Source organism: Nocardiopsis sp. NPDC006139 (assembly GCF_040614155.1).
Taxonomy (GTDB): domain Bacteria; phylum Actinomycetota; class Actinomycetes; order Streptosporangiales; family Streptosporangiaceae; genus Nocardiopsis; species Nocardiopsis changdeensis.
The window spans coordinates 29,715-46,455 of the sequence record NZ_JBEXTT010000035.1; the positions used below are offsets into that span (position 1 = coordinate 29,715).

Consider the following 16,741-nt stretch of genomic DNA (forward strand, 5'->3'; position numbering starts at 1 on the left):
GGCGTGCGCCCCCGGGCCCCGTCCCGCCGCGGCGGGTCAGTCGTTCTTGATGACCGGGATCATCCCGGTGACGGCCTCGGCGCTGCTCGGGACCGGGTCGGGCAGCAGGGCGCGCACCCGCTTCTGGATCTCGCGGGTGATCTTCTCGCGGGGCTCGCGGGAGTCCAGGACCAGGTAGCGGTCCGGGTCCCGGCGGGCCAGGTCGAGGAAGCCCTTGCGGACCCGCTCGTGGAACTCCACGGACTCCGACTCGATGCGGTCGGCCGGGCCGCCCAGCCGGGACAGGCCCTCTTCCGGGCGCACGTCCAGCAGCACCGTCAGGTCGGGGACCAGGCCCTGCACCGCCCACGTGCTGATGTCGGCGATGTCCGAGACCGCCAGGTCGCGGCCGGTGCCCTGGTAGGCGAGCAGCGAGTCGGTGTAGCGGTCGCTGATGACCACGGCACCGCGCTTGAGCGCGGGCAGGATCTCCTGCTGGACGTGGTCGGCCTTGTCGGCGGCGTACAGCAGCACCTCGGCGCGCGGGGTGATGTGGGAGTTCTCGCGGTCCAGCAGCAGGGCGCGCAGCCGCATGCCGAGCTTGGTGGCGCCGGGCTGGCGGGTGCTGACCACCTCGAAGCCCTGGTCGCGCAGCCACACCGTGAGTTCGCGGACCTGCGTGGACTTGCCCGCGCCCTCGCCGCCCTCGACGACGATGAACGCGCCGGAGGGGCGCTCGTCCTCGTCGACCGGCTCGGTGATCTCGACGCCGCGCAGCGCCGCGAACAGCTCGGGGAGCAGTCCGGGGCCGGCCTCGGGGTCGTCCCGGTTGACCTGGCGGTGGGCGACCACGGCGGCGACCACGCCCAGCAGGGCGGCCGCCGCCAGCACGACGGCGCTGCCGCGCAGGTCGTAGGTGAGCGGGCCGATCGCCAGGGCCCGGTCGCCGACGAACCCGGCGGCGACGGGGGCGAGGACCGCCGTCAGCACCAGGGCCAGGCGGGCCGCGCCGTTGAGGTGGGCGTGCACCGCGGTGCGGTGCTCCTCCTCGACCTCGCGGGTGACCACGCCCAGCGCGGTCGCCCAGGACATGCCCGCGGCGACGCCCAGGACCAGGGCCAGGACGACGGCCAGGACCATGTCGCCGACGGCGCCGGCGAACAGCAGCACGACCGCCGCGATGACGGCGGTGAGCCCGAAGAGTCGGCGGCGGCTGAGCAGCTTGAGGACGCGGGGGCCGGAGACGGCGCCCAGGCCCATGCCGCCCAGGACGGCGGCGAACAGCATGCCGAACCCGGCGTTGCCCGCCTCCAGGCCCTCGGCGTGCAGGCGGCCGACGCCGACGACGGCGCCCACCGCGACGACCGTGGTGATCAGGCCCAGGGACAGGCCGCGCAGCAGCACCGGGTCGCCGGAGCCGCGAGTGCCGCGCGCGACGGACGGCAGGATGCGGGCGTCGCGGGTGGGGCTCTGGGCGTCCTTGGCGGGCCGGTGGCCGGGGATCCGGAGTCCGGCCACGAGCCCGGCGGCCGCCAGGAAGAGCAGCCCGTTGAGGTAGAGCGCGATGTCCGCCTCGGGGGAGGCCAGCGAGGGCACCAGGACGCCGAGCACGTTGCTCACCGAGGCCAGGGCCGCGAACAGCAGGGCGGCGACCGGCGCGGTGCCGTAGGAGGTGAACAGCACCAGGCGGTCGGCCTGGCCCAGCAGCTTGCGGGGCACCAGGTTGGGGATCGCGGAGTCCCGGGCGCCGGTCCACAGCAGCTCGACGATCTCGGCGAGCAGTGCCGCGATGAACAGCCACGGCAGCGCGAACCCGGGGGCCAGCAGGCCCACCACGGGGACCGAGGCGTAGAGCAGGGCCCGCAGGACGTCGCCGCCGACCATGGTCCAGCGGCGGTCCAGCCGGTCCACGAGGGCCCCGACCAGGGGGCTCAGGAGGACGGAGGGCGCGAGTTTGACGGCCAGGACACCGGCGATGGCCAGGTACCGGACCAGGGCCGGGGCGTCGAACGTGAAGATCGCGGCCAGGGAGACCAGAGCCAGGAGGCTCAGCCAATCGCCCAGTCCGGACAGCACGAGCGAGATCCACAGCCTTCGGAAGGGAGTGATCGCGAGGACGTTGTGCGCCTCGGACGGCGCTCCCGGAGATGCAGGTCTGCTCATAGCGCTCAAGGTTATTCGGTGAGGGGGAGGGGAGGAGTGGGCCGTCGTCCGCTGAGGAATTCGGTGGAGCGGCGGAAGATCACTTGCGTTTCAGTGTTCCCGTCGGCCACGTCCAGCGTAGTACGGAAGATCATCTGCGAACAGGGGGTACGGCGGGCCCCGGAGTGAACGTGGAGATCGTACCGACCCGCACACCCCGTGTCACACGACGCGGACCGCCCCGGGCCGGAGGTGCTCCGGCGCGGGGCGGTCCGCGTTCGACGGTGTGCGCCGCTCAGGCCTCGTCGGAGGCCTTGGCCGCGGTACGGGGCGTGCCCGTCTTCTTGGCCGGCGCCTTCTTGGCGGCGGTGGTCTTCTTCGCCGCCGTGGTGGTCTTCTTGGCCGTCGTCTTCTTCGCGGGCGCCTTCTTGGCCGCGGGCTTCTTGGCGGGCGCCTTGGCCCGGCGCTCGGCCAGCAGCTCGGCGGCGCGCTCGTCGGTGATGGACTCCACCTCGTCGCCCTTGCGCAGCGAGGCGTTGACCTCCCCGTCGGTGACGTAGGGGCCGAACCGGCCGTCCTTGACGAGCATGACGGCGCCCGACACCGGGTCCTTGCCCAGCTCGCGCAGCGGCGGGGCGGCGGCCCGGCGGCCGCGCTGCTTGGGCTGGGCGAACAGCTCCTTCGCCTCGTCGAGGGTGACCGTGAACATCTGCTCCTCGGAGGCGAGGGAGCGGCTGTCGGTGCCCTTCTTGAGGTAGGGGCCGTAGCGGCCGTTCTGGGCGGTGACCTCGTCGCCGTCGATCACGCCGACCACGCGCGGCAGCGAGAGCAGCCTGATCGCGTCGGCGAGGGTGACGGTGTCCAGGGTCATCGACTTGAGCAGCGAGGAGGTGCGCGGCTTGACGGCCTTGGCCTTCTTGCCCCCGTTCTCCTCGGGCTCCTCGATGACCTCGGTGACGTAGGGGCCGAAGCGTCCGGACTTGGCCACGACGAGGTGCCCGGTCTCGGGGTCGGTGCCCAGCTCGCGGTCGCCGCTGGGCTGGGCGAACAGCTCCTCGGCCTTCTCCGGGGTCAGCTCGTCGGGGGCCAGGTCCTCGGGCACGTTGACCCGGACGCCCCCGCGGTCCAGGTAGGGGCCGTAGCGGCCGACCCGGAGCACGATGTCCTCGGTGCCCGGCACCGGCAGGGAGCTGATCTCCTTGGGGTCGATGTCGGCGAGGCGGTCGCCGACCAGTTCCTTCAGGCCGGTCTCCCGGTCCCCCTCGGGGGTGTCTCCGCCGAAGTAGAACCGGCGCAGCCACGGCAGGCTCTCGGCCTCGCCGCGGGCGATGGAGTCGAGCACGTCCTCCAGGCGGGCGGTGAACTCGTAGTCCACCAGGTTGCCGAAGTGCCGCTCCAGCAGCTGCACCACGGCGAACGCCAGGAAGGACGGCACCAGGGCGGTGCCCTTCTTGAACACGTAGCCGCGGTCCAGGATGGTGCCGATGATCGAGGCGTAGGTGGAGGGGCGCCCGATCTCCCGCTCCTCCAGCTCCTTGACCAGGGTCGCCTCGGTGTAGCGGGCCGGCGGGCGGGTGCTGTGCCCCTCGGCGGTCAGGTCGCGTGCGGTGAGCGGGTCGCCCTCGGCCACGGCGGGCAGCCGCCGCTCGCGGTCGTCGAGGTCGGCGGCCGGGTCGTCGGCGCCCTCCACGTAGGCCTTGAGGAAGCCGTGGAAGGTGATGATCTTGCCGGTGGCGTTGAACTCGGCGACCTCGCCGGCCGAGGAGGTGCCCTGCACCTTGACGGTGACGGACTCGCCGACGGCGTCCTTCATCTGGGAGGCGACGGTGCGCTTCCAGATCAGCTCGTAGAGGCGGAACTCGGGGCCGCTGAGCCCGGTCTGGCCCGGGGTGCGGAACTCGTCGCCGGCCGGGCGGATGGCCTCGTGCGCCTCCTGGGCGTTCTTGACCTTCTTGGCGTAGACGCGGGGGCGCTCGGGCAGGTAGTCGGCGCCGTACAGGCGCTGCACCTGGGAGCGGGCGGCGCGCACCGCGCTGTCCGACAGCGTGGTGCTGTCGGTGCGCATGTAGGTGATGTAGCCGTTCTCGTAGAGCCGCTGGGCGACCTGCATGGTCTGCTTGGCCGACAGCCCCAGCTTGCGCGACGCCTCCTGCTGGAGGGTGGTGGTGCGGAACGGCGCGTACGGCGAGCGGCGGTAGGGCTTGCGCTCCACCGAGGACACGCCGAAGGCGCTGGCGGACAGCCGCTCGGCCAGGCCGCGCGCGGCCGCCTCGTCGAGCTGGCGGACGGCCCGGTCCGGGCGCACGGTGCCCTGGGCGGTGAAGTCGCGGCCCACCGCGATGCGGGTGCCGTCCACGGCGACCAGCGTGGCCGGGAAGTCGGTGGGGTCGCCCGCGGGAATGCCCGCGCCGGAGGCGTCGAAGAGGGCCTTGATGTCCCAGTACTCGGCGGGGGTGAACGCCATCCGCTCGCGCTCGCGCTCGACCACCAGGCGGGTGGCCACGGACTGCACCCGGCCCGCGGAGAGCTTGGGCATGACCTTCTTCCACAGCACGGGGGAGACCTCGTAGCCGTAGAGCCGGTCCAGGATGCGGCGCGTCTCCTGGGCGGTCACCAGCCGGGTGTTGAGGTCGCGCGTGTTGTCGGCGGCGCGCTGGATGGCCTCCTTGGTGATCTCGTTGAACACCATGCGGCGCACCGGGATCCTGGGCTTGAGCTCCTCCAGCAGGTGCCAGGCGATGGCCTCGCCCTCGCGGTCCTCATCGGTGGCGAGCAGGAGCTCGTCGGCGTCGGCCATGAGCTCCTTGAGCTTGCGCACGTGGGACTTCTTGTCGGCGTTGACGACGTAGAGGGGTTCGAAGTCGCCGTCGACGTTGACGCCCAGCCGGGCCCAGGGCTCCCCCTTGTACTTGGCGGGGATCTCCGCGGCCTTGGTGGGCATGTCGCGGATGTGCCCGATGCTGGACTCCACGACGTAACCGCGGCCCAGGTAGCCCGCGATGGTCTTGGCCTTGGCGGGCGACTCGACGATGACGAGGGCGGTCCCCGAGCCCTGTCGTCCGCTGTCCTGCGAGCCGTTCTTGCCGGCGCTGCCCTTGGTGGGTGGCACGTGTTCCCCTACGTCTACGTCTAGCCTCTGCGTGGTCTGTCGGCCGCGGTCCCTCGGCTCCCGTGGAAACCGACGGTAACCGAAACCCCAGGCGTTCCCCCGTCGGTGGGTGGGCGGAGGGACTCCCGTGTACACGGGGCCGTGACCGCGGAGAGCGGGCTCTTCACCCACCGGCAACCGCAGAATAAGCGCTCACCGCACCGCTACCGGCCCGTACCGCGCAGGCCGTGCTCCGGCCGTGCGGGCCCCGGAGCCGCCTCCGGCTCCGGCGATCACCCGGAACACGCCCTCAAAGTGACTTCCATCACACTTCCCGGGGGGTCGGGTGCCCATACCCCCCACAAAGCGGCGAGTCCTCCCGGATATTCCCGGGAGGACTCGACTGTGGTTCCGAGCCCCGGACGGACACCCCCACCCGCCCGCAGTCCACCGCGTTCCTCACGGAACGGGCGCGCGGAGGCGGTCCGTCCTGCTCTCGCCCGAACGACGCACGCGACACCCTGCACGTGCCGCTCCGGGTTCCCGGAGCCCCGACCCGGTCCCCGCCTGTGGTGTTCGGCACCTCGCAGTCCACCGCGTTCCAAACGGAACGAGAGGCCGCGCACCACCGGCGGGGGACGGGTCCGGTCCCCTTTCCCCCGTCCGCGTCGTTACAGGCCCACGCCCACGGCGCCCAGAACCTGGCCGACCGGGTCCACCGGCGCGGCGGGCGCGGGCAGCGTCTCGGCGTGCTCCGGCGCGTGCTCGGCGACCGCCTGCTGGGCGGTCTCGCTCACGGTGTACTCGACGGGCAGCGTCTCGGAGACGGGCACCTCGGGCAGCTGCTCCACCACGGGCAGCGCGTCCAGCGCACCGGACTGGTGCTCGGTGGCGCTCTGGTGCACGACGGCCGCGTCGCTGTCCGTGGAGCTCGCGCCCGCCAGGCCGGCGACCGCGGCGACCGCGTTGCCGGTCACGTTCACGGGGACGTCGCCGTGCACGACGGCCTGGTTGCCGCCGGCCAGCGAGCCGTTGCCCGAGGTCGCGATGTACTCGTGCGACTCCTTGACGACCGCGTCGCTGTCGGTCGCGGCCGCGCCGGCGACGCCGCCCACGGCGCCGACCGCGTTGCCGGCCACGTTGACCGGGACGTCCAGGTGGCCGACCAGCTGGTTGCCGCCCAGCACCGAGCCGTTGCCGGAGGTGGCGATCGACTGGTGCTCGCGGACCGGGGCGGACTGGCGCAGGACGCCGGCGTCCACGCCGGAGGTGTCGGGCAGCAGGCTGGCGTTGCGGGCGGCCTCGCCCACCAGGTCGACCGGGGTGATCTCGGTCTCCGCCGCGTAGTGGTCGCGGCCGACGTGTCCACCGTGCCCGACGTGTCCGCCGTGCACGTCGTGGACGATGGCGTCCGCGTCGGTGGCCGCCGCACCCGCGACACCGCCCAGGGCGCCGATCGCGTTGCCCGACACGTTGACGGGGACGTCCAGGTCGCCGACGAGCTGGTTGCCGCCGATCAGGGAGCCGTTGCCGCTGGTCGCGACGTCGGGCTCGCCCTCGCCGTGCCAGGCGTGGCCGTCGTGGTGGACGACCGCGTCGGAGTCGGTGGTGGAGGCGCCGGCGATGCCGCCCACGGCGCCGATGGCGTTGCCGGTCACGTTGACGGGGACGTCCCCGTCGATCACGAGCTGGTTGCCGCCCAGCACCGAGCCGTTGCCCGAGGTGGCGACCTCGTTGTGCTGGTGGTCCACGACGGCGGCGTCGCTGTCGGTGGTGGAGGCCCCGGCGGTGCCCAGGACGGCGCCGACCGCGTTGCCGGTCACGTTGACCGGGACGTCGGCGTTGACGACGGCCTGGTTGCCGCCGAGGACGGAGCCGTTGCCGCTGGTGGCGGCGTCGGTGTCGGCGAAGGCGACGCCGCTGCCCAGGGCGACGAAGCCCGCGGCCAGCAGGACGGACTTCGCGGAGGTCCTGGCCCACTTAGACATGTGGGAAGTTCCTTTCAGAAAACGTGCTGATGAGAAGGTGTGTGCTCGGGCCACAGGCCGTTCCACACCCCTGGGTGGGGTACGGGCCTTCGGCCAAGGCCGGGGATCGTCCTCCCGGCTCCGCACCTGGGCGGTGCGTGTCGGTCGGTGCTCGAGGGCTGCGTCGCCGTCCCGTCCGCCGGATGCGGACGGACGCGCGCGCCCCGTCGGTCAGCTCCGCCCTGGTGGGGCGGCGGCTGACGTGAACCCCGCGCACATGGCCTCGGCCGGTGCTACGGGACTCGCGTCAACCCCCGGGCCGCGTCGGCGGCCCGGGAAGCCGTGCGGTCAGATCCGGGAGCGCCGGCGGCCCGCGATGACCAGGCCGATCCCGGCGACCGCCGCGGCGATCGCGGCGATGACCAGGCCGGGCAGTCCGGCGGAGCCGGTCAGCGGGAGCCGGGCGTCCGAGGTGTCGGACGGCCGTTCGCCCGCAGTGCTGGAGTCGGACGGTTCGCCGGGGCTCTCACCCTCCTCGGGGCCCTCCGACGGGGACTCGGACGGTCCCTCCGACGGGCCTTCCGACGGGCCTTCGGACGGGGACTCCGACGGCTCCTCGGACGGCCCTTCCGACGGGGACTCGGACGGTCCCTCGGAGGGCGACTCCGACGGTCCCTCCGAGGGCCCCTCGGAGGGGCTCTCCGAAGGCTCCGGCGAGTAGCCCGGGTACCCGGGGTGGCCCTTGTCGCCGTCCCGGTCCGGGACGCCGCCCCCGGTGCCGGCGTCCCCGCCGGCGCACTGGGCGCCCGCCGCACCGAGGAGGGCCAGGGAGTTGCCGCAGACGTCGACCGGGGCGTCGAGGTCGGCGTGGAGCTGGTTGCCCCCGGCGATCGAGCCGTTGCCGCTGGTGGAGGTGTCGGCCAGGGTGGTCCCGGCCGGGGCCAGTGCCAGGAGGCCCGCGGCGGCCAGTGCCGCGATCCTGGCGTGGGTCCGATGGGTCATCGCGTGTCCTTGTCAGCGAAGAAGGTCGTGATTGCTGCGTGGACCGCGGTCGTTCCGACTCCTGGGAAAGGGGGCCCGAGCGGGGGGCGCCTCCGGGGAGCCAGCGGGTGGGAAGGGGCGCTCAGGGCGCACCGGACCGACCGCGGCGGGTGAAGGCGCGGCTAGTCGGGGGAGAAGGAGGGGTCGTCGGCGGCGTCGCGCACGACGAGGGTGGGGTCGCCGGGCAGGGCGACCCGCTGCACCCGGGGGGCCAGGTGGGCGGCCCGGGGCGTCAGGAACCCGGCGGTGCCGGGCGTGGGGAACGACGGCGCGGACGCACCGGTGGCGTCGGCGCCGCTCGGGCCGGTGGAACCGCCCGCGATGAGGCGGATGCGCTCGCCCCGGTCGGTGTCGGCGTCGCCGGAGGCGCCGTCGACGGCGCCCGCGGACGCGTCGGCCGGCCCGCCGACGGGCGTGACCAGGGCGAACCCGGGCGCGGTGCGCTCGGCGCGGCCCGCCCGCTCGACCGCCTCGGTGGCGGAGCCGACCGCCCGGTCCACCGCGGGGCGTGCCACCGCGGCGGGGGTGTCGGGGCCGCCGACCAGCGGCAGGTCGGCGGGCATCGTCGCGGTGACGGTGTCGCCGAGGGCGTCCAGGGCGCCGGTGGGCTCGGTGAGTCCGGCGACGCCGCCCACCAGGTCGCCTTCGCGCAGGGCGCCGTCGGCGGAGCCCACCACTTCGCGCCCGGTGGTGGCGACGGAGTCGACCAGCCGGCCCGCCTCACGGGCGGTGCCGTCCACGGTGCGGGCGGTGTCCTCGACGACGCGGCCGGTGGAGGTGCCCTCCAGGGCTCCGGAGACCCCGGTCCCGTCGAGGACGGTCTCGGGGAGCTCGGCGGCCTGGGGCACGACGGTGCCGGTCAGGGCGCCGGTGGCGGCCCGGGCGGCGGTGCCGGTGACCCGGACCTCCCCCTCGGCCGAGCGGCCGGCCTCCTCGACGACGCCCTCGGGGCCCAGGACCCGGTCGACGAGCCCGCCGGGGCCGGTCTCGCCATGGGCGACACCCACCCCGGCCAGCCACGCGACGGCCATGATGCCGGACAGGAGCAGCAGGCGGCAGAGGGCACGGTCGCCACGGGCGGCACGGTCGGTCGACACCGACCACTCCCGGCCCGTGAGCACCATGGATGCCCCCTCGTTTCCTGACTGCTGGACGGTCCCGTGCGACGGCGCCGCCCGGATCGGATGCGGTGGGCGCACGGCGGACGTGCCCGAGCCACCACATCGTTGAACTCACAGACACCGTAGCATCACGTTCTGTGACGACGCACGCGAACAAGGGGGCCGCGCCGAGAAGTTCCCGGCGCGACCCGGGGACGAATCACCGCAGGTAGGGGCGGATCATGTCATCCCGATTCCAGCTCGTCCCGGTTTCCGTTCAGCTCATCTCGATGAACCGGTCCAGCACCCGGACCCCGAACTGCAGCCCGTCGATCGGCACCCGCTCGTCCACGCCGTGGAACATGCCGGCGAAGTCCAGCTCCGGGGGCAGCTTGAGCGGCGCGAAACCGAAGTTGCGCACCCCCAGCCGGGAGAAGCTCTTGGCGTCCGTCCCGCCCGACAGGCAGTAGGGGACGGCGCGGGCGCCGGGGTCCTCCGCCAGCAGGGCCGCAGACATGGCGTTCACCAGCCCGCCCTCGAAGGGGGTCTCCACCGCGGGCAGGTGGTGGATGAACTCCCGGCTCACCTTGGGGCCGAGCAGCCGGTCGATCGTGGCGAAGTAGTCGTCCTCGGTACCGGGCAGGAAGCGCCCGTCCACCTGGGCGGTCGCCTCGCCGGGGATGACGTTCGCCTTGTAGCCGCCGCCGAGCACCGTCGGGTTGAGGGTGTTGCGCAGGGTCGCCCCGATCATCCGGGCGATCGGGCCCAGCCGCGCGACCGTCGCGTCCAGGTCGTTCTCGTCGAAGGGGATCCGGAACTCCTCGCAGATCTCCTCCAGGAACGTGCGCACCGTGGGGGTCAGGTGCACGGGGAACGCGTGCTCCCCCAGCCGGGCGACCGCCGCCGCCAGCTCGGTGACCGCGTTGTCCCGGTTGACCATCGAACCGTGCCCGGCGGTGCCGCGCGCGGTCAGCTTCATCCAGGCGATGCCCTTCTCGGCGGTCTCGATGAGGTAGAGCCGCCGGTCGTCCCTCACCGTGAAGGAGAAGCCGCCGACCTCGCTGATGGCGGCGTCGCAGTCGGCGAAAAGGTCGGGGTGCTCGTCCACCAGGTACTGGGCGCCCCAGGTGCCGCCCGCCTCCTCGTCGGCCAGGAAGGCCAGCACGATGTCGCGCGGCGGGCGCCGCCCCTCCCGCAGCCGCTGCCGCAGCACCGCCAGGACCATCGCGTTCATGTTCTTCATGTCGACCGCGCCGCGGCCCCACACGCAGCCGTCCGCGATCTCCCCGGCGAAGGGGTGGTGCGTCCAGTCCTGCGCCGCGGCCGGCACCACGTCCAGGTGGCCGTGGACGAGCAGCGGGGGACGGCTCGGGTCCGCCCCCTCGATCCGCGCCACCACGTTGCTGCGTCCGGGGTGCTTCTCGTAGACCGTCGCCTCCACCCCGACCTCGTCGAGCCTGCCCACCACGTACTCCGCCGCCTTGCGCTCGCCCGGCCCGGAGTGGTCGCCGTAGTTGGAGGTGTCGAAGGCGATGAGCTCCCGGCACAGGTCGACGACTTCGACCTCGGCCGCGCTCAAGCCCTCGGATTCCCGTGTCATCGGACGCTCCTGTTCCACCGTGTCACTGTGCTCGTCGCCCCCGACCCTGTCATGATCACCCCCGGCCCGAAAAGCGGTTCGGGGCACTCCGGAGCTTTGCTATTGTTGACCTGTCAGGCGGCGCTGCCGCCCGATACCACCGGTCCGGGTGGCGGAATAGGTAGACGCGCTAGCTTGAGGTGCTAGTGGCCGTTAAGGCTGTGGGGGTTCAAGTCCCCCCTCGGACACAACGAAGGCCCTGTTCGCAGGGCCTTTTCTCATGTCGGGGCGCGGTTCCCGCGCACGGGCGCGACGGTTCCCCGCGCCGGGCGTGGCATGCTGGCGCCATGGCCGTCGACGTTCGCCCCGCCTCGGTGTTCGAGGACGTGCGGGCCCTGGTGGGACCGAGATCACCCGGCGCCGACGTGTGCTGGTGCCTCAGTTACCGGCTCCCGTCCGCGCTCAACAGGGAGCTGCGCGGCCCCGCCCGCGGCGAGTACGTCGCCGGGCTGTGCCGCGCCGAGCCGGCGCCGGGGGTGCTCGCCTACGACGGCGACGAACCCGTCGGCTGGGCCGCGGTGGCGCCGCGCGCGGACACCTCCTTCGCCCGCAGCCGCAAAATCCCGCACGTCGACGACCTCCCCGTGTGGTCGCTGTGGTGCGTCCGCGTGCGCCCGGGCCACCGGAAGAAGGGGATCTCGCACGCCCTGATCGCCGGGGCCGTCGAGTTCGCCCGGGCGCACGGCGCACCCGTGGTCGAGGCCTATCCCTTGGACAACGGCGACGCCCGGGTGGACCTGACGATGGCCTACCCCGGACTCCGGAGGAACTTCGAGCGCGCCGGGTTCGTCCACGCCGCCGACACCTCCTCGGTCCTGGCCGGCCACCCCCGTGTGCTGATGCGGCGCGACCTGCGCTGACCCCTCCGCCGGGGCGCGGCGTGCCGCGCCCCGGCTGCGACGGCGGGCACCCCTCCCCCTTGCATACCCCCCAGGAGTATGTTAAATCTGTTCCCCAGATACCCCAAGGGGGTATCCCGACACGAGGAGGAACCCATGTGCTCCACCTGTTCCTGTGAGACCGGGACGACCGCCGCCGAGACCCCCGGGGACGCGCGGGTCTACCAGGTCGAGGGAATGACCTGCGGACACTGCGCGAACTCCGTCAGCACCGGGATCGGCGGCGTCGCCGGCGTCACCGGCGTGACGGTCGACCTCGCCGCCGGCACGGTCGCCGTCCAGGGCTCGGGCTTCGACGACGACGCGATCCGCGCGGCCGTCACCGAGGCCGGCTACCGGTTCGCGGGCGTCTGACGGAACCCCCACGGTCCCGCCCCGCCCGACCACTCCAGCTCCACCCCTCGATGGTCCGCCGCGAGGCGGGACCGTGTTCAGGAGACAGCAGCATGTCAACGCCACAAGCCGATCCCCGCCGCTGGTGGGCACTCCTGGTGCTCGCCGGCGCGCAGTTCATGGTCATCATGGACACCTCGATCATCGGGGTCGCCCTGCCCGAGATGCAGCGCGACCTCGGCTTCTCCCCCAGCTCCCTGCAATGGGTCTTCAACGCCTACGTCATCGCCTTCGGCGGTCTGCTGCTCCTGGGAGGACGCCTGTCCGACCTGCTCGGCGCGCGCCGGGTGTTCACCGCGGGCTGGGTCACCCTCATCGCCGGGTCCGTCCTGGCCGCCGCGGCCGAGACTGCCTGGGTCGAACTCCTGGGCCGCGCGGTCCAGGGCGCGGGCGGAGCGCTGATCGCGCCGTCGGCGATGACCCTGCTGATGATGATCTTCGCCCACGACACCGGCGAGCGCACCAAGGCGCTGGCCTTCTACGGCGCGGCCGCCCCGGCGGGCGGCACGGCCGGCGTCTTCCTCGGCGGCGCCATCACCGAATGGCTGAGCTGGCCGTGGCTGTTCCTCCTCTACATCCCCATCGGACTGGCCTCCCTGGCCGCCGTCCCGGCCCTGCTGCCCGCGGTGAGCGGACGCGGCGGATCGGTCGACCTCCTGGGCGCCGTCTCGGCCACCGGCGGCCTGGCCCTGGCGGTGTTCGGCATCGTCCAGGCCTCCGAACAGGGCTGGACCTCCGCGGCCACGCTGCTCGGCCTCGTCGGCGGAGCGGTCCTCCTGGGGGTCTTCGTCGTCAGCCAGCGCCTGGTCCGCGCCCCGCTGATGCCCCTGGGCGTCTGGCGCACCCCCGGCCTGCTGGCCGGGAACGTGGCGATCACCCTGCTGGGGGCCGCGTGGATCCCGATGTGGTACTTCCTCAACCTCTACCTCCAGCAGGTCCTGGGGTACGGGGCCTTCCCCAGCGGCGCGGCCCTGCTGCCGATGACGCTGCTGATGATGCTCCTCATGACCACCGTCACCGGCCGGCTCATCGGCCGCTTCGGCCTCAAGCCGCTGATCGTGACGGGCCTGCTGGTCCTGGCCGCCGGCCTGGGCCTGCTCTCCCTGGCCCGCCCCGGGGGCGACTACCTCGTCGACGTCCTGCCCGGCTCCCTGATCGCGGCCCTGGGCATGTCGCTGGTGTTCATCCCGGCCACGATCGCCTCCATCAGCGGGGCGCGCCCGGAGGAGGCGGGGCTGGCCTCGGGCATCGTCAACACCACCTACCAGGTCGGTTCCGCCCTGGGCCTGGCGGCCATGACCGCCGTCGCCACCGCGTGGGGGGCCGACCGGCTCGGCGACCCGGCCGCGCTGACCGACGGCTTCCAGGCCGCGTTCATCGGGGCCGGAGCGGTGGCCGTGGCGGGTGCGGTGCTCGGGTTCGCCCTCATGCGCCCGCAGAGGGCGGCCGCGACCCGGTCCGAGGAGGGGGAGACCGCCGGGACGGGCGTCTGACCCGTCCCCGCGGCGAGCCGGGCGGCCCGAGGAGGGGCCGTCCGGCTCCGCCGTGTCCGCGGATTCGAGGACACACGTCACAGTGGCCCCGTCCCGGGGACTTGTATACCCTGGGGGGGTATGGTATTCCTTGAGTTGTCGCCGACGAACTCCCCCGCGGAGGGCTCCGGCGCACACCGCTCGAAGCATCCGGCCACAGAGGAAGGAAAGGACCGACGATGAACGTCCCCGCCAAGCTCGGGCTCTACGGACTGGGCCTCGCCGTGGCCTTCGCCGGAGCGATGGGGGCCGGCGGCCTGGTGGGCCCCCTGCTCCCGGACACCACCGAGGCGAGCGAGCACACCGGCCACGACGGCACCACCGGCACCGGCACCACCACCGATGAGGAGACTTCCATGAACGGCGCGCACTCCACCCCCTCCGGCCTCCAGATCTCCCAGGACGGCTACACGCTCACCCCGGTCCGGACCCCCGACCGGGCGGGCGAGGAGGAGACCCTCTCGTTCCGCATCCTGGGCCCCGACGGCGAGCCCGTGACCGGGTTCGAGGAGTCGCACGACAAGCGCATGCACCTGATCGTGGTCGGCCGCGACATGAGCGGATACCGGCACGTGCACCCGGAGATGGCCGAGGACGGCACCTGGAGCGTCCCGCTGGAGGTGGATACCCCCGGGGCCTACCGGATGTTCGCCGACTTCGTCCCGCAGGAGCACGGGAGCGGCCTCACCCTCGGCGCGGACCTCACCGTCCCCGGCGACCACGAGCCGCAGGACCTCCCCGCCGCCGAGCGGACCGCCGAGGTGGACGGCTACACCGTCACCCTCGACGGCGACCTCGTCCCCGGGCGGACCAACCCGCTGACCCTCACCGTCACCCGCGACGGCGAGAAGGTCACCGACCTGGAGCCCTACCTCGGCGCCTACGGCCACCTCGTGGCGCTGCGCGCCGGCGACCTCGCCTACCTGCACGTCCACCCGGAGGGCGAGCCCGGCGATGGTGTGACCGAGCCCGGGCCCGAGATCACCTTCCAGGCCATGGTGCCCTCCGTCGGCGACTACCGGCTCTTCCTCGACTTCAAGCACGGCGGCGAGGTGCGGACCGCGGAGTTCACCGTGACCGCCGACGGCACCGTCACCGCGGAGGAGCACACGGACCAGGAGAGCCACGCGCCGCACTCCCACTGACCGTGACGACGCCCCCCTGCCGCGCACCCCCACGACCTCAAGGAGCAACGATGAACACCGGAACCGGAGACGTCAGAGAGTCCGGAGAGCGGATCGAGCTGGCGATCGGCGGCATGACCTGCGCCTCCTGCGCGAGCCGCATCGAGAAGCGCCTCAACCGGCTCGACGGCGTCACCGCCACCGTCAACTACGCCACCGAGACGGCGCGCGTGGTCTTCGACGGTGACCCGGTGCCCGCCGAGGAGCTGATCGCCCAGGTCGAGAAGGCCGGGTACACCGCTGAGGTGCCCCGCTCCGCCGACGCCGCCGCCGATGACGACGGCGCGGCGGAGGCCGCGGACCCGACCCGCCCGCTGCGCGACCGCCTCATCGTCAGCGCCCTGCTGTCGGTGCCGGTCATCGCGATGGCGATGGCCCCCGCGCTCCAGTTCACCTACTGGCAGTGGGCCTCGCTCGTCCTCGCGGCGCCCGTGCTCGTCTGGGGCGCGCTGCCCTTCCACATCGCCGCCTGGAAGAACCTCAAGCTCGGCGCGGCCACCATGGACACCCTGGTGTCCATGGGCACGATCGCCGCCTTCGCCTGGTCCCTGTACGCGCTGTTCTTCGGCACCGCGGGCGAGCCGGGCATGACGCACCCGTTCGAGCTCACCATCGCCCGCACCGACGGCTCCGCCAACATCTACCTGGAGGTCGCCGCCGGGGTCACCACCTTCATCCTGGCCGGACGCTACTTCGAGGCCCGGTCCAAGCGCCGGGCCGGCGCCGCCCTGCGCGCCCTGCTCGAACTCGGCGCCAAGGACGTCACCGTGCTGCGCGACGGCGCCGAGCTGCGGATCCCCACCGCCGACCTGACCGAGGGCGACCTGTTCATCGTCCGGCCCGGTGAGAAGGTCGCCACCGACGGGACCGTGGAGGAGGGCACCTCCGCCGTCGACATGAGCATGCTCACCGGCGAGTCCGTGCCGGTCGAGGTCGGCCCCGGCGACGCCGTGGTGGGTGCCACCGTCAACGCCGGCGGACGCCTGGTCGTGCGCGCCTCCCGCGTCGGATCCGACACACAGCTCGCCCAGATGGCCCGCCTGGTCGAGGACGCGCAGAACGGCAAGGCCGAGGTCCAGCGCCTCGCCGACCGGATCTCGGGCGTCTTCGTCCCCATCGTCATCGCCCTGGCGGCCGTGACCCTCGGCTTCTGGATCGGTACCGGCGGATCGGTGGCGGCGGCGTTCACCGCGGCGGTCGCGGTGCTCATCATCGCCTGCCCCTGCGCCCTGGGCCTGGCCACCCCGACCGCGCTGCTGGTCGGCACCGGGCGCGGCGCCCAGCTCGGCATCCTCATCAAGGGCCCGGAGGTCCTGGAGACCACCCGCGGCATCGACACGATCGTTCTGGACAAGACCGGCACCGTCACCACCGGCCGGATGACGCTCACCGACGTGTTCACCGCCCCCGGCCAGAGCGAGGACGAGGTGCTGCGGCTGGCCGGGGCCCTGGAGAACGCCTCCGAGCACCCCATCGCCCAGGCCATCGCCAAGGCCGCCCTCGCCCGTACCGGCGGGCTCGGTCAGGTCGAGGACTTCGCCAACGTCGAGGGACAGGGCGTGCAGGGCATCGTCGACGGCCACGCCGTCCTGGTCGGCCGCACCTCGCTGCTCGCCGAGTGGTCGCAGGAGCTGCCCGCCGAACTGGCGAGCGCCAAGGCCGCCGCGGAGGCCGCGGGCGGGACCGCCGTCGCCGTCGGCTGGGACGGCGCCGCCCGGGGTGTTCTCGTGGTCTCCGACACCGTCAAGCCCACCAGCGCCCAGGCCGTCGAGCAGTT

11 protein-coding genes and 1 tRNA gene are annotated in these 16,741 nt (G+C 73.3%); 6 read left to right on the forward strand and 6 right to left on the reverse strand.

Features of this window, described 5'->3' with window-relative positions:
• Nucleotides 1–36: 36 nt before the first annotated feature.
• From tmk to ABZ249_RS30715, 6 genes are all read right to left on the reverse strand, one after another.
• Nucleotides 37–2,142: a dTMP kinase gene (gene tmk, locus ABZ249_RS30690; RefSeq protein ID WP_355269731.1), complete on the reverse strand. Its 2,106-nt coding sequence runs from the start codon at nt 2,140–2,142 to the stop codon at nt 37–39.
• A gap of 274 nt (nt 2,143–2,416) precedes the next feature.
• The gene (topA, locus tag ABZ249_RS30695; RefSeq protein WP_355269733.1) at nt 2,417–5,230 is read right to left on the reverse strand and encodes a type I DNA topoisomerase; all 2,814 of its coding nucleotides are present in this window, start codon (nt 5,228–5,230) and stop codon (nt 2,417–2,419) included.
• 650 nt (nt 5,231–5,880) lie between these two features.
• Nucleotides 5,881–7,197 (reverse strand): hypothetical protein, encoded by a 1,317-nt coding sequence (locus ABZ249_RS30700; protein ID WP_355269735.1) that lies wholly within the window; start codon nt 7,195–7,197, stop codon nt 5,881–5,883.
• Nucleotides 7,198–7,524: 327 nt separating this feature from the next.
• The gene (locus ABZ249_RS30705; RefSeq protein ID WP_355269737.1) at nt 7,525–8,178 is read right to left on the reverse strand and encodes a chaplin family protein; all 654 of its coding nucleotides are present in this window, start codon (nt 8,176–8,178) and stop codon (nt 7,525–7,527) included.
• A gap of 161 nt (nt 8,179–8,339) precedes the next feature.
• On the reverse strand, nt 8,340–9,341 hold the full coding sequence (locus tag ABZ249_RS30710) for a hypothetical protein (RefSeq protein ID WP_355269739.1): 1,002 nt from the start codon (nt 9,339–9,341) through the stop codon (nt 8,340–8,342).
• A gap of 253 nt (nt 9,342–9,594) precedes the next feature.
• Nucleotides 9,595–10,917 (reverse strand): M20/M25/M40 family metallo-hydrolase, encoded by a 1,323-nt coding sequence (locus tag ABZ249_RS30715; protein ID WP_355269741.1) that lies wholly within the window; start codon nt 10,915–10,917, stop codon nt 9,595–9,597.
• 142 nt (nt 10,918–11,059) lie between these two features.
• On the opposite strand from ABZ249_RS30715, the gene ABZ249_RS30720 reads away from it, so the two are divergent.
• From ABZ249_RS30720 to ABZ249_RS30745, 6 genes are all read left to right on the forward strand, one after another.
• Nucleotides 11,060–11,144 (forward strand) — tRNA-Leu (locus ABZ249_RS30720).
• A 99-nt stretch (nt 11,145–11,243) separates the two neighbouring features.
• The gene (locus tag ABZ249_RS30725) at nt 11,244–11,816 is read left to right on the forward strand and encodes a GNAT family N-acetyltransferase (protein ID WP_355269743.1); all 573 of its coding nucleotides are present in this window, start codon (nt 11,244–11,246) and stop codon (nt 11,814–11,816) included.
• Nucleotides 11,817–11,951: 135 nt separating this feature from the next.
• Nucleotides 11,952–12,209 (forward strand): heavy-metal-associated domain-containing protein, encoded by a 258-nt coding sequence (locus tag ABZ249_RS30730; RefSeq protein WP_220563526.1) that lies wholly within the window; start codon nt 11,952–11,954, stop codon nt 12,207–12,209.
• A gap of 92 nt (nt 12,210–12,301) precedes the next feature.
• A complete protein-coding gene (locus ABZ249_RS30735) occupies nt 12,302–13,741 on the forward strand; it encodes an MFS transporter (RefSeq protein ID WP_355269745.1) in 1,440 nt (479 codons plus the stop codon).
• 218 nt (nt 13,742–13,959) lie between these two features.
• Nucleotides 13,960–14,925, forward strand: a complete 966-nt coding sequence (locus tag ABZ249_RS30740; protein WP_355269747.1) for a hypothetical protein — start codon at nt 13,960–13,962, stop codon at nt 14,923–14,925.
• 50 nt (nt 14,926–14,975) lie between these two features.
• Nucleotides 14,976–16,741: heavy metal translocating P-type ATPase (locus tag ABZ249_RS30745; RefSeq protein WP_355269749.1), on the forward strand; the 1,766-nt coding region annotated here is incomplete at its 3' end.

What these genes read in the sequence shown, in the direction of transcription:
- tmk (WP_355269731.1), bottom strand. Translation starts at nt 2,142, where the DNA reads ATGAGCAGACCTGCATCTCCGGGAGCGCCGTCCGAGGCGCACAACGTC.
- ABZ249_RS30700 (WP_355269735.1), bottom strand. Translation starts at nt 7,197, where the DNA reads ATGTCTAAGTGGGCCAGGACCTCCGCGAAGTCCGTCCTGCTGGCCGCG.
- ABZ249_RS30705 (WP_355269737.1), bottom strand. Translation starts at nt 8,178, where the DNA reads ATGACCCATCGGACCCACGCCAGGATCGCGGCACTGGCCGCCGCGGGC.
- ABZ249_RS30710 (WP_355269739.1), bottom strand. Translation starts at nt 9,341, where the DNA reads ATGGTGCTCACGGGCCGGGAGTGGTCGGTGTCGACCGACCGTGCCGCC.
- ABZ249_RS30715 (WP_355269741.1), bottom strand. Translation starts at nt 10,917, where the DNA reads ATGACACGGGAATCCGAGGGCTTGAGCGCGGCCGAGGTCGAAGTCGTC.
- ABZ249_RS30725 (WP_355269743.1), top strand. Translation starts at nt 11,244, where the DNA reads ATGGCCGTCGACGTTCGCCCCGCCTCGGTGTTCGAGGACGTGCGGGCC.
- ABZ249_RS30730 (WP_220563526.1), top strand. Translation starts at nt 11,952, where the DNA reads ATGTGCTCCACCTGTTCCTGTGAGACCGGGACGACCGCCGCCGAGACC.
- ABZ249_RS30735 (WP_355269745.1), top strand. Translation starts at nt 12,302, where the DNA reads ATGTCAACGCCACAAGCCGATCCCCGCCGCTGGTGGGCACTCCTGGTG.
- ABZ249_RS30740 (WP_355269747.1), top strand. Translation starts at nt 13,960, where the DNA reads ATGAACGTCCCCGCCAAGCTCGGGCTCTACGGACTGGGCCTCGCCGTG.